General features: G+C 63.1%; 11 protein-coding genes. 6 read left to right on the forward strand and 5 right to left on the reverse strand.

Annotated features, from left to right (window positions below; genetic code table 11):
- The first annotated feature begins 15 nt into the window (after nucleotides 1–15).
- The 3 genes from AO064_RS26070 to AO064_RS26080 all read left to right on the forward strand — a co-directional run bounded on the left by AO064_RS26070 (nucleotide 16) and on the right by AO064_RS26080 (nucleotide 3,671).
- A complete protein-coding gene (locus tag AO064_RS26070; protein WP_046034535.1) occupies nucleotides 16–894 on the forward strand; it encodes an SMP-30/gluconolactonase/LRE family protein in 879 nt (292 codons plus the stop codon).
- Between the two features lie 73 nt (nucleotides 895–967).
- Nucleotides 968–2,290 (forward strand): MFS transporter, encoded by a 1,323-nt coding sequence (locus tag AO064_RS26075; protein ID WP_046034536.1) that lies wholly within the window; start codon nucleotides 968–970, stop codon nucleotides 2,288–2,290.
- A 55-nt stretch (nucleotides 2,291–2,345) separates the two neighbouring features.
- Nucleotides 2,346–3,671, forward strand: coding sequence for an MFS transporter (locus AO064_RS26080; protein WP_064055070.1), 1,326 nt, complete (start codon nucleotides 2,346–2,348; stop codon nucleotides 3,669–3,671).
- Here the strand turns inward: AO064_RS26080 and AO064_RS30830 are convergent.
- Entirely contained in the window at nucleotides 3,626–3,871 is a 246-nt protein-coding gene (locus AO064_RS30830; RefSeq protein WP_139237981.1) for a hypothetical protein, read from the reverse strand. The genes AO064_RS26080 and AO064_RS30830 overlap by 46 nt on opposite strands.
- Before the next feature lie 60 nt (nucleotides 3,872–3,931).
- On the opposite strand from AO064_RS30830, the gene AO064_RS26085 reads away from it, so the two are divergent.
- Nucleotides 3,932–4,855 (forward strand): LysR substrate-binding domain-containing protein, encoded by a 924-nt coding sequence (locus AO064_RS26085; protein ID WP_012722791.1) that lies wholly within the window; start codon nucleotides 3,932–3,934, stop codon nucleotides 4,853–4,855.
- A gap of 49 nt (nucleotides 4,856–4,904) precedes the next feature.
- Entirely contained in the window at nucleotides 4,905–5,267 is a 363-nt protein-coding gene (locus AO064_RS26090; RefSeq protein WP_012722792.1) for a 5-carboxymethyl-2-hydroxymuconate Delta-isomerase, read from the forward strand.
- Between the two features lie 125 nt (nucleotides 5,268–5,392).
- Here the strand turns inward: AO064_RS26090 and AO064_RS26095 are convergent, their stop codons facing one another.
- The 4 genes from AO064_RS26095 to AO064_RS26110 all read right to left on the reverse strand — a co-directional run bounded on the left by AO064_RS26095 (nucleotide 5,393) and on the right by AO064_RS26110 (nucleotide 10,938).
- Nucleotides 5,393–6,328 carry a LysR family transcriptional regulator gene (locus tag AO064_RS26095; RefSeq protein WP_046034538.1) on the reverse strand — a complete coding sequence of 312 codons (936 nt, stop codon included), beginning with the start codon at nucleotides 6,326–6,328 and terminating at the stop codon, nucleotides 5,393–5,395.
- 137 nt (nucleotides 6,329–6,465) lie between these two features.
- Entirely contained in the window at nucleotides 6,466–7,653 is a 1,188-nt protein-coding gene (locus AO064_RS26100) for a cyanate transporter (protein WP_064055063.1), read from the reverse strand.
- 220 nt (nucleotides 7,654–7,873) lie between these two features.
- The gene (locus AO064_RS26105) at nucleotides 7,874–9,316 is read right to left on the reverse strand and encodes an aldehyde dehydrogenase family protein (protein WP_064055064.1); all 1,443 of its coding nucleotides are present in this window, start codon (nucleotides 9,314–9,316) and stop codon (nucleotides 7,874–7,876) included.
- Complete coding sequence (locus tag AO064_RS26110; RefSeq protein ID WP_064055065.1) at nucleotides 9,313–10,938, reverse strand: 5-guanidino-2-oxopentanoate decarboxylase; 1,626 nt, start codon at nucleotides 10,936–10,938, stop codon at nucleotides 9,313–9,315. Before AO064_RS26110 ends, AO064_RS26105 begins: the two co-directional genes overlap by 4 nt.
- Nucleotides 10,939–11,050: 112 nt before the next feature.
- Here AO064_RS26110 and AO064_RS26115 point away from each other — a divergent pair, with 112 nt between their 5' ends.
- Nucleotides 11,051–11,923, forward strand: coding sequence for a LysR substrate-binding domain-containing protein (locus AO064_RS26115; RefSeq protein ID WP_064055066.1), 873 nt, complete (start codon nucleotides 11,051–11,053; stop codon nucleotides 11,921–11,923).
- Nucleotides 11,924–12,175 lie beyond the last annotated feature (252 nt).

The following is a 12,175-nucleotide window of genomic DNA, read 5'->3' on the forward strand; positions in this document are numbered from 1 at the left end:
AATAAGGGGATCACCATGCGTATCGAAGTGCTTGTGGACGTCAAGACCACCCTGGGCGAAGGCCCGGTATGGGACGTCGAGCAACAACGTTTGTATTGGATCGACAGCGCCGACGGCCGCATCCTGCGCTGCACCGAGGATGGCCGCGAGTTGCGCGCCTGGGAGGTGGGCCAGAAGATCGGCTCCATGGCCCTGCGCCACGCTGGCGAGTCTGCGATTGTCGCGCTGCAGAACGGCGTGCACACACTGGACCTCAGCAGCGGTGAGCTCAACCTGGTCATCGACCCGGAACCGCACCTGCCCGATAACCGCCTCAACGACGGCAAGGTCGACCGGCAGGGCCGTTTCATCTTCGGTTCGATGGACACGCTTGAAGACAACGCCAGCGCCAAGCTTTACCGCCTGGACGCCGACCTGAGCCTGCACACCCTGGACGAAGGCATCATCGTGTCCAACGGCCCTTGCTGGAGCCCTTCGGGAGAGACCTTCTACTTCTGCGACACCTGGTCCGGCGAGATCTGGGCCTACGACTATGACCTCGCCACGGGCAATGTGAGCAACCGCCGCACCTTCGCCAAGGTCGACACCTGCGGCGGTGGCGCCGCCGACGGCTGCACCGTGGACGCCGAAGGGTGCCTGTGGCAAGCCCTGGTCTACGCCGGGAAGCTGGTGCGCTACACCCCGGAGGGGCAGGTCGACCGCGTCATCCAGATGCCGGTGAAAAAGGTCACCAGCCTGACCTTCGGCGGGCCGAACCTCGACACCCTGTTTGTGACCTCCATGGCCAAGCCGCCGCTGCCGCGTTTCCCGGCAGACGGCCAGCAGCGCGGAGCGCTGTTCGCCATTACCGGGTTGGGCGTGCAAGGAATAGCCGAGCGACGGTTCGCCAGCTAGCGCGTGTGTTCAAAAAGGCATATTCCTTCGCAACCTTGTGTCAGTGCGCGCCCTCGCGCGCCTGGAGAGGCCCATGGCAACTATAAAAAAAGCGTCGCTGCGCAGCATTCACCGGCATTCCTGGGTATCCCTGCTGGTCTGCTGGATGATCTGGATCCTCAACGCCTACGACCGTGAGATCGTATTGCGCCTGGGGCCGACCATCTCCAAGCATTTCGATTTGTCCGCCGATCAATGGGGCACCGTGGCCACGGTGGTCATGCTGGCCTTGGCGTTGCTGGATATCCCCGGCTCGATGTGGAGCGACCGCTACGGTGGCGGCTGGAAACGTGCGCGCTTCCAGGTACCGCTGGTGCTGGGCTACACCGCGATTTCGTTCCTGTCCGGCTTCAAGGCGTTGAGCGGCAACCTCGCCACCTTCATTGCCCTGCGGGTCGGCGTCAACCTCGGCGCCGGCTGGGGCGAGCCGGTCGGCGTCAGCAACACCGCCGAATGGTGGCCGGTGGAACGTCGCGGCTTTGCCCTGGGCGCGCACCACACCGGCTACCCGATTGGCGCGATGCTCAGCGGCATCGTCGCGAGTTTTGTCATCACGGTGTTTGGCGAGGACAACTGGCGTTATGTGTTCTTCTTTGCCTTTGTGGTGGCGCTGCCGTTGATGATCTTCTGGGCGCGTTATTCCACCGCCGAGCGCATCACCGCGCTGTACGTCGACATCGCCGCCAAAGGCATGACCCCGCCGGACAACGCGCCGGCCAGCCAAGTCAAAGGCGAAGCCTGGCGCACCTTTGTCGCCACCTTGCGCAACCGCAATATCGCCCTCACGGCCGGTAACACCATGCTCACGCAGGTGGTGTACATGGGCGTCAACATCGTGCTGCCGGCCTACCTCTACAATATCGCCGGGCTGTCATTGGCCGAGTCGGCAGGGATGAGCGTGGTGTTCACCCTCACCGGCATCCTCGGGCAACTGGTGTGGCCGTCGCTGTCGGACATCATCGGCCGGCGCACCACCCTGATCATCTGCGGGCTGTGGATGGCGGCGAGTGTCGGCGCGTTCTACTTCGCCAATACCCTGACGTTGATCATCGTTGTGCAACTGCTGTTCGGCCTGGTCGCCAATGCGGTGTGGCCGATCTACTACGCGGTGGCCTGCGACTCGGCCGAGCCGTCGGCGACCTCCACCGCCAACGGCATCATCACCACGGCGATGTTCATCGGCGGCGGCCTGGCGCCGGTGCTGATGGGCAGCCTGATCGCCATGGGCGGCGGTTGGACCACGCTGCACGGTTACACCGTGTGTTTCTTCGTGATGGCCGGCTGCGCCCTGGGCGGCGCGCTGCTCCAACTGTTTTCCCATCGCCCCCAGGCGTTGGTTGTGCAACTCGACTCCTAGAACAACACCGATGCGCCCCCCAGCCTGGCTGGCGGGGCGCCAAGAGGAATTGCCGATGACTTCCGCCCCCCACGCCCGCGAGCCGCAGGCGTTGAACAAACTGATGTTCGTCAAGCTGATGCCCTTGCTGATCATCGCCTACATCCTGAGCTTCCTGGACCGCACCAACATTGCCTTGGCCAAGCATCACCTGGACGTCGACCTGGGCATTTCCGCCGCGGCCTATGGACTGGGCGCGGGGTTGTTTTTCCTGACCTATGCGCTGTCGGAAATTCCCAGCAACCTGATCATGCACAAGGTCGGCGCCCGCTTCTGGATTGCGCGGATCATGGTGACCTGGGGCCTGATCTCGGCGGCCATGGCCTTTGTGCAGGGCGAGACCTCGTTCTACGTGCTGCGCCTGTTGCTGGGGATTGCCGAGGCCGGTCTGTTTCCAGGCGTGATGCTGTACCTGACCTACTGGTTCAACCGCGAACAACGGGCGCGCGCTACCGGTTATTTCCTGCTCGGCGTGTGCTTCGCCAACATCATCGGCGGCCCGGTGGGCGCCGCCTTGATGCGCATGGACGGTCTACTCGGCTGGCACGGCTGGCAGTGGATGTTCCTGCTGGAAGGCTTGCCGGCCGTGGCGTTCGCCTGGGTGGTGTGGCGCAAACTGCCGGACCGTCCGAGCAAGGCGCCCTGGCTGTCGGCCGAGGAAGCACGCGGGATCGAACAGCGCATCGCGCTGGAAACCGAAGAGGGCGCGGGCGAGGGTGGGCACTCGTTGAAAAACTGGCTGACCCCACAAATCCTGCTGGCGATCTTTGTGTACTTTTGCCATCAGATCACCATCTACACGGTGATCTTTTTCCTGCCGAGCATCATCAGCAAATACGGCGAGTTGAGCACCATGAGCGTTGGCCTGCTGACCTCCTTGCCCTGGATCGCGGCGGCACTCGGCGCGGTACTGATCCCGCGTTTCGCCACGACGCCGGGGCGTTGCCGTCGACTGTTGGTCACCGGGCTGCTGACCATGGCGCTGGGGTTGGGCATTGCGTCGGTGTCGGGGCCGGTGTTCAGCCTACTGGGCTTTTGCCTGTCGGCGGTGATGTTCTTTGTGGTGCAGTCGATCATCTTTCTGTACCCGGCCTCGCGTCTCAAGGGCGTGGCACTGGCGGGCGGGCTGGGGTTCGTCAACGCCTGCGGGCTGTTGGGCGGGTTTGTCGGGCCGTCCGTGATGGGCGCGATCGAGATGAGCACCGGCAATGCGATGAATGGCTTGAAAGTGATTGCGCTGGTGCTGGTGGTGGCCGCGTTGGCGGCATTGCGTCTGCGCCAGGGCCAGGAGGCGGCTCAGACCAGCAGCGAAGTCGGAAACCCGGAAGCCAGCACCAGATAAGCCACGACCGCCGCCAGGCATAACCCGACAAAGGCGCGCAGCAGTGTCCTGGCGGTGGGATGAGCGATGAACTTGATGGCCCAGAGCAAAACGCCGCCGAGCAGGATGCTTAAGGCAAGAATGACCAGCACGGCGGTGTTCCTGTGACCATTGAGAGCTGATTTATAGTCGCAAAGCGCCTGGATGAACAGTGTGCGCATAGACGCAGCCCCCCGCGCTTTCTAAACTGCGGCTTGGCTTGGGGAAAGGGGCTGGCGCCGATGAATCGCAATGAATTACGCAAGGCCGACATCAACCTGATGGTGGTGTTCGAAGCGTTGATGCTTGAGCGCAATGTGACGCGGGTGGCGGAGAAGCTGTTTCTCGGCCAGCCGACCATCAGTTCGGCCCTCAACCGCTTGCGCACGCTGTTCAACGACCCGCTGTTCATTCGCGTCGGCCACCGCATGGAGCCCACCGCGCGGGCCGAGGAAATCATCCAGCACCTGTCGCCGGCCTTGGATTCGTTGTCGTCGGCCTTGAGCCTGACCCACGATTTCGACCCGTCCGTCAGCACCATGACGTTCCGCATCGGCCTGTCCGATGATGTCGAGTTCGGCCTGCTGCCACCGCTGCTGCGCGCCTTGCGCCAGGAAGCGCCGCAAGTGGTGTTCGTGGTGCAGCATGTGGACTACTGGCGCATTCCCGATTTGTTGGCCTCCGGCGATATCACCGTCGGCATCACCCAGACCCGTGGCCTGCCGGCCAATGCCAAGCGCAAGCTGCTGCGCCATATCCGCCCACGCTTGCTGCGCGCCGATGCGTCGGACACACCGCTGACCCTCGATGAATATTGCTCACGGCCCCATGTGCTGGTGTCTCACACCGCCAACGTGTCGGGGTTTGCCGATGAGTGGCTGGCGGAAATCGGCCGAAAACGCCACGTGGTGCTGTCGGTGCCGCAATACAGCGCACTGCCGGCCTTGCTGGCAGGCACGGACCTGATCGCCAGCCTGCCGGATTACACCGCCGAGGCCATGGCGGTGTCGGGCCACCTGTTCTGCGAGCCGTTTCCGTTCGAGACGCCGACCCTGGATTTGTCCATGGTCTGGCTCAGCCATGTGGACACCGACCCGGCCGAGCGCTGGGTGCGTTCGCGGCTCGAGGCGTTTATGAGTGATCGAGGGTTGGCGACCCAGGCCTGACTCACGTGATATATCTACAACTCTTCCTACAACAAATTCGGAGCCCTCCATGCCCCATCTGCACTTGGAATACACCGCCAACCTGACGAACCTGGCCGTTGAGAAAACACTGCTAAGGCTCAACAACGTGCTGATGGCGTCCGGGCAGTTCGGTTCCGAGTTCGATATCAAAAGCCGGGCGGTGAAGGTCGAGACTTTTCTGGTCGGTACTTCCCTGAGCCCGCGTGGCTTTATGGCGGTGAGGCTGTCACTGCTCAGTGGGCGGTCGCCGCAGGTCAAGAAACAGTTGTCGGAGAGCCTGCTGGCGGCGTTGCAGGATCTGGGCGATTGGCCGGCGGATATCCAGGTTCAGCTGAGCGTCCAGGTGATAGACATGGATCGCGAGTCCTACAGCAAAGTCGCCATCGGCTGACACACCATCAACTGTGGCGAGGGAGCTTGCTCCCGCTGGGCTGCGCAGCGGCCCCAACATCTTGGGTGCGCTTCGCACTGGAGCGCCAGTCCGGTCCAACGGGAGCAAGCGCCTCGCCACAGACGTTAGAGTAACCCCTGATCCGCGCACACCTTCACCACCTGCTCACGAAACCAGGTATTGGCACTGTCCTGTTCACTGGTTTCATTCCACTGCATCTCCAGCGTGAACCCCGGCAAGCCGTTGGGCACTTCGCAATGGCCAAACACCGTCGCCGGCGCCAGCAGTTTTTGCACGCGGCGCGGCAGGGTGACGATGAAGTCGGTGCCGGTGATCATCTTCAGCGCCGCGCCGTAGCTGTTGGCGCGGGCGATCACCTGGCGCTTGTGCGCCTGGCGCGCCAGCCAGCCGTCGATCATGTTGGTGTCGGAGGTCCACGGCGTGGGGAATACATGGCGCCGCTCGACGAAGGATTGCAGGCTGAAGGCCGCTTCCCGCGGTGCCGAGCGCTTATCGAAGACGCACACCAGGTCGTCCTCCAGCAACATCTGGGTGCGGAAGTCTTTATGGGCACGGTGGAAGTTGGGGCCGAAGCAGATCACCAAGTCCAGGCGGCCCTCACGCAGGTCATCGGCGGGGATGTCGGTTTCCAGTTTCTGCACATTGACGATCACCGGCAGGTCGGCGTGATCGAAGTGTTTCAACAGGCGCGGCAGGATCAACTGTTCGAAGTATTCCGGCGCGCAGACATTGAACGTCACGGCTTTCTGGGTCGGGTCGAAGGCCTGGCCACCGGCGTGGCACAGGTTGATGCTTTCGAGGATCTTCTGCACATGGCCGTACATGGTGGTGGCCTTGTACGTCGGCCGCATGCCCGCCCGGGTGTTGATAAACAGTTCGTCTTCAAAACTGGTGCGCAGCTTCTTCAAGCTGTAGCTCACGGTGGACTGGCTGACAAACAGCGTTTCGGACACCTCGGTAACGCTGCTCTGGTCGTAGACGGCGATAAACACCATCAAGTCCTGCATATCGAGTTTTCTGAGCAAGTTACTGTTTAACATCGGTTTCGTCCGTAAACCCGTTGTACCGAACTCAGTACAAGACAGCGCAAAAGCTTAACGGAACGGACGTGCCAATAGAAAGCGCTGTAGGGCGTTTCTATGTTTTCTGTGGGACAAATACTGTTTGCAACACGACCTCAGCGGATATGGTGCGCGTAATGCTTGGGGTTAAAGCGCACGACGATCAGCAGCATCACCACGATCACTGCCGTCAGCGACCACCAGGCCCATTCGAAGCTGCCCAGATGGTCGCGGATCATCCCGGCGATCAGCGGCGACAGCCCGGCAATCAGGTAGCCAATACCTTGCACAAACGCGGTGAGGCCACCGGCGCGGCGCGGGTTGTCGAGGTGGTCGAGGGACAGGATCAGGCTCATCGGGAACAGGCCGCCGATGCCCAGGCCCAGCAGGCAAGGCCACAGCAGGCTCAGGTGTTGCGGGCTGAGGATCAAGCCGCAGAAGCCGAGGATGATCAGCACCAGCAGCACGGTCACCACCCCGCGTTTATCCTGGCGGCGGTTGGCGATGGCGGGCGTGACCAAGCCGGACACCACTTCCATGGCCGTCAAAAAGCCCAGCAGCAACCCGGCGTTCTGTTCGCTCCAGCCTTGCTCAACGTAGTACGGCGCGAGCCAGGCGAGTACGCAGGTGTAGGACGCGGTGCCCAGGCCAAAGAAGACTGCCAACAACCAGGCGCGGCCATTGCCGAAAAACGATTCTTGAGGGCCGGCGCCGGCTTGGGGCAGGGGCGGCAGCGCTGAGCGCTGCGCATACCAGAACACCAGGGCCAGCACGGCGAGCACGGCCCAGATCGCCAGGCCAATGCGCCAACTGCCGGTCTGCACTTGCACGAAGGGTGCAAATGACGCCGCCAGCGCCGCACCGCCCATGATCGCGGTGACGTACAGGCCCATGAACAGCGAGACGTTATCGCTGAACCGCGATTTGATCAGCGCCGGCATCAACGCCTGGATCATCGCAATCCCCACCCCGGCGGCGATGGCGCTGACGATCAACTCCAGCGCCGAGTCGAGGAACAACCGCGACAGCGTGGCCGCGCCAATCACCAGCAGCGACACCACGATGCTGCGGTGCTCGCCAAAGCGCTTGGCCAGGCCCATGCCAAAGAACATCGCCAAGCCCATGGCCATCACCGGCAACATCGTCAGCAAGGCGGCGCTGCTGAAACTCAGCGGCACATCGGTGCGAATCGACGACAACAGCGGGCCCACGGCGGCCATCGACGGGCGCAGGTTGAGGGCGACCAGCACGACGCTGATCATCAGCCAGAGGGCGGTGGTGGGTTTGGTGTGAACGGTTTCCATGGGACGGCCTTGAGTGAACAAGGGGGCATCAGGCCATGGGCGGGGGAGTGGGGCAAATGAGAAAGTCGCAGGGGCTATCTAAAAATTGCTCACGGGCTGACTGATACACCACCGATCAAAATGTGGGAGGGGGCTTGCTCCCGATGGCGGAGGGTCAGTCAAAGATGGGCTAACTGACCCTCCACCATCGGGAGCAAGCCCCCACCTTTGCGCTGCGGTGTTAGATAGACCGGATCACATGCTTGATCTCCTGAAACGCCGCCAACCCCCACGGCCCCAGTTCGCGGCCGATACTGCTTTGTTTGTAACCGCCCCACGCGGTTTGCGGGAAGATGACTTGCGGTGCGTTGATCCACACCAGGCCGGCCTGCAAGGCATTGGCGACGCGTTCGGCGGTCTCGATATGGGTGCTGACCACGCTGGCGACCAGCCCGAAATCACTGTCATTGGCCAGGGCGATCGCTTCCTCCTCAGAGGCAAAACGGCGCACACACAGGACCGGGCCGAAGATTTCTTCGTTCCACAACGCGCTGTCCAGCGGCACATCGGTGAACACGGTGGGGCGAATGAAGAAGCCCTTCGGCAGATCCGCCGGGCGTTTACCGCCGCAGAGCAAACGGGCGCCGTCTTCGATGCCGCGCTGGATATGCCCCAGCACCCGCTGATACTGCGCGCGGTTGATCAGCGCGCCCATTTCTACTTCATCGGCAAAGGGGTCGGCCACGCGAATGCTTTCAGCGCGTGCCTGCACACGCTGAAGGAATTCATCCGCCAGGCCGTCAGCCACCAGCACGCGACTGGTGGCTGAACACATCTGCCCAGCGTTGAAAAATCCACCGCCACAGGCCAGTTCCACCGCCAGGTCCAAGTCGGCATCCGCCAACACCAACAATGAAGATTTGCCGCCCAATTCCAGGCTCACGCCCTTGATGGTTTCGGCCGCGCGTTGCATCACCTGCACACCGACGGCGTTACTGCCGGTGAAGGAGATCTTCGCCACGCGACGGTCTGCCGCCAACGGCGCGCCGACGTCCAGGCCGGTGCCACACACCAGGTTGAACACCCCGGCCGGCACGCCTGCCTCGGCGATAATCCGCGCCAACTGCAACTCCGCCAACGGTGTGACTTCCGATGGCTTGAGCACCACGCAGCAACCGGCCGCCAGGGCCGGGGCGAGTTTCCAGGCGGTGGTCACCATGGGGAAATTCCACGGCACGATCAGCCCCACCACGCCGCACGGTTCGCGACGCAGGCGTGCGCTGAAGTCAGCGCTGGGCAGCGCCACCGGGCGGTCCTGGCTGGCGTCCATGTCGTCGGCCACCGTGGCGTAATACTCGAAGGTGGCGATCACGTCGTCCACATCGATCGCGGCTTCAAATAGCGGCTTGCCATTGTTGCTCGACTGCAGGTGCATCAACTGTTCGCGCTGCTCGCCCACGCCCTGGGCGATCTTGCGCAGCAGGGCGGCGCGATCGCGGCCGGTGCTTTTCGACCAGTCGGCGAGGGCTGCGCTGGCGGCGTCGACCGCCAGGCTCACGGTGCCCGCATTGCCGACGCTGACCTGGGCCAGGATGGCCTCGGTGGCCGGGTTGATCACCTCCAGCACGGCCTCTCCGGCACGCCATTCACCGTTGATATACACACCGTTCACGACCGGGCTCATTGCGCCACCTCCCGCATCCACTGGCCTTGGTCGATTTCAATCAGTGTCGGTCCCTGGCGGTCAGCGGCGTTGCGCAATGCCGTGCGCAGTTGCTCGATGCCCTGGATGCTTTCGGCCGCACAGCCCAGTGCCTTGGCCGCACCGATAAAGTCCGGGGTGTAGATGTCCACGCCGACCGGCTCGATGGCACGGTTGAGCATGTATTTCTTGATCTCTTCATAGCCGTGGTTATTCCACAGCAGCACGATGATCGGCGTGCGTGCTTCCACGGCGCTGGCCAGTTCTGGCAGGGTGAATTGCAGGCCGCCGTCGCCGATCAGGCACACCACCGGTTGCCCATCGCCACGCCCCAGCCAGGCGCCGATAGCGGCGGGCAGGGCGTAGCCCAAGGTGCCGTAGCCGGTGGACGAGTTGAACCAGCGGCGCGGGTGGTCGAGGTTCAGGGTCAGGTTGCCGCTGTACACCGGTTGGGTCGAGTCGCCGACCAGCACGGCGTTGGGCAGTGTGTCCAACACAGTGTCGAGGAACAGGGTTTGCGCACGGGTGGCGGCGTCCCAGGTAGGGTCCAGTTCGGCCCACAAGCGTGCGACACGTTCAGTGCCCCAGGCACTGTTGCGTGGCGGCAATGGTTGGCTGCTCAGCGCATGCACCAACGCCTCGGCGGCGATCTGTGCGTCGGCCACCAGCGCCACCTGTGGCGGGTAGTTGCGCACAGTCTGGTCCGGGTCGATGTCGATGCGCAGCAAGGCTCCAGGAATCTCGAAACCGCCGGCGAAGGTGACGTCGTAGTCGGTCTCCGCCAGCTCGGTGCCGATGGCCAACACCACGTCTGCTTCGGCCACCAATGCACGGGTAGCGACCAGGGTCTGGGTCGAGCCGATCAGCAGCGGGTGGCGTGCGGGCAGCAGGCCTTTGGCGTTGATGGTCAGGGCCACCGGCGCGCCGAGCGCCTCGGCCAATTGCGTCAGTGCCGAGGCCGCGTCGATGGCGCCGCCACCTGCCAGAATCAAGGGCCGCTTGGCCGCCGCGAGCAACTGGCTCATCTGCTTGACCGCCGACGGCGCCGCACCGGCACGGGCCACGCTGACGGGCTCACTGCCAAGCAGTGCGTCGGCATTTTCCACCAACACATCCAACGGGATTTCGATATGCACCGGTCGTGGTCGCCCGGCCTGGAATAACGCAAAGGCCCGCGCCAACACGCCGGGTAATTCCGCCGCCGACATCAAGGTGTGGGAGAACGCCGCCACGCCGGCCATCATCGCGCCCTGGTTCGGCAGCTCGTGCAACTTACCGCGCCCGCCGCCCAATTGGCTGCGTGACTGCACGCTGGAAATCACCAGCATCGGGATCGAGTCGGCATAGGCCTGGCCCATGGCGGTGGTGATATTGGTCATGCCGGGGCCGGTGATGATGAAGCACACGCCGGGCTTGCCACGGGTGCGCGCATAACCGTCGGCCATGAAACCGGCGCCCTGTTCGTGGCGCGGGGTGACGTGACGGATGCTGGAACGGGCCAGGCCGCGGTACAACTCCACGGTGTGCACGCCGGGGATGCCAAACACCTGGTCCACGCCGTAGCCTTCCAGGAGGTTGACCAATACTTCGCCGCAGGTCGCCATAGAGGTCGCTCTTGTTATGGATTCGAGGCGCTATTGGAGCGGCTGGCCGGTAGCGACAACAATCGATAAAAAGTCATACTAGCCATGTCCTCACGTCATGGCTCCGCCCGTTATGAAACGCCTCCCGCCACTGCCTGCGCTGCACACCTTCTGGGTCACGGCCCAGTGCTGCAATTTCACCCGCGCCGCCGAGCAATTGCACATCACCCAAGGCGCGGTGAGCCGGCAGATTGCCGGGTTGGAAAGCCATTTGGGCTACGCGCTGTTCCAACGCCAGGCGCGGGGCTTGTGCCTGACCGAAGAGGGCCGCGAATGGTCACTGCGCGCCCACCAGGTGTTCGGCCTGATCAGTGAGGCAGTGGAGCAGATCGGCAGTCGCCGCCAGACCCTGCAACTCAAGGCCTCCACCTGTGTGATGCGCTGGCTGCTGCCGCGCCTGATGCAATGGCAGAGGGAGCGCCCCGACGTGCCGGTGGAGCTCACAACCACCGTGGCCTACACCGTGGACTTTCGCCGTGAGCAATTCGACGCGGCGGTGATCTATGCGCCCATCGCCGAGCAGTCGGCCGAGGCCCGGCACCTGTTCGATGAGCAACTCACCCCGGTCTGCGCGCCGGCGTTGCTCGATGGCTTGCACACGCCGGCCGACCTGCAGCAACAGGTACTGCTGCACCCCACGCGCGATGAGCGGGATTGGGCGTTGTGGCTGAAGGCGGCGAATACGCGGCTGAACAATTTGAGCCAGGGGCATCATTTTGAAACGCTGGATCTGGCGATGACGGTGGCGTCCCAAGGTTCGGGCGTGGCGATTGGCGACAGTGCGTTGATTGGCGAGGATTTGAAAGCGGGGCGGTTGGCGACGCCGTTTGAATTGAGGGTACCGACGGGGATGGGGTATTACCTGGTGTATCCACCGGACACCAAACCATCGGCGGGGCTCGAAGCCTTAATGGTTTGGTTAGTGAGCCAAGCACAACAACCGTAGCGCTGAAGATCAACTGCGTTGTGTCAGTAGCCGACGGTGAAGCGTTCGGTGCGAGTGCTTGCGCGATTCAACGTTTCCAGCAACTTGAAGATCCCAATGTGGGAGGGGGCTTGCCCCCGATAGCGGTGGTTCAGTCAACGATATTCCAACTGACCCACCGCCATCGGGAGCAAGCTGAACTGGTCAAGTAATCTTGGACACTGATTACGGTTCACGCCGCCAACCTTTCCTTCACGACCGGCGACCTGTAGT

Origin of the sequence: Pseudomonas marginalis (genome assembly GCF_001645105.1) — a bacterium.
In the GTDB taxonomy this organism is placed as follows: domain Bacteria; phylum Pseudomonadota; class Gammaproteobacteria; order Pseudomonadales; family Pseudomonadaceae; genus Aquipseudomonas; species Aquipseudomonas petroselini.

Coding starts and splice junctions, on each gene's coding strand:
- AO064_RS26070 (WP_046034535.1), top strand. CDS start 16: ATGCGTATCGAAGTGCTTGTGGACGTCAAGACCACCCTGGGCGAAGGC.
- AO064_RS26075 (WP_046034536.1), top strand. CDS start 968: ATGGCAACTATAAAAAAAGCGTCGCTGCGCAGCATTCACCGGCATTCC.
- AO064_RS26080 (WP_064055070.1), top strand. CDS start 2,346: ATGACTTCCGCCCCCCACGCCCGCGAGCCGCAGGCGTTGAACAAACTG.
- AO064_RS30830 (WP_139237981.1), bottom strand. CDS start 3,871: ATGCGCACACTGTTCATCCAGGCGCTTTGCGACTATAAATCAGCTCTC.
- AO064_RS26085 (WP_012722791.1), top strand. CDS start 3,932: ATGAATCGCAATGAATTACGCAAGGCCGACATCAACCTGATGGTGGTG.
- AO064_RS26090 (WP_012722792.1), top strand. CDS start 4,905: ATGCCCCATCTGCACTTGGAATACACCGCCAACCTGACGAACCTGGCC.
- AO064_RS26095 (WP_046034538.1), bottom strand. CDS start 6,328: ATGTTAAACAGTAACTTGCTCAGAAAACTCGATATGCAGGACTTGATG.
- AO064_RS26100 (WP_064055063.1), bottom strand. CDS start 7,653: ATGGAAACCGTTCACACCAAACCCACCACCGCCCTCTGGCTGATGATC.
- AO064_RS26105 (WP_064055064.1), bottom strand. CDS start 9,316: ATGAGCCCGGTCGTGAACGGTGTGTATATCAACGGTGAATGGCGTGCC.
- AO064_RS26110 (WP_064055065.1), bottom strand. CDS start 10,938: ATGGCGACCTGCGGCGAAGTATTGGTCAACCTCCTGGAAGGCTACGGC.
- AO064_RS26115 (WP_064055066.1), top strand. CDS start 11,051: ATGAAACGCCTCCCGCCACTGCCTGCGCTGCACACCTTCTGGGTCACG.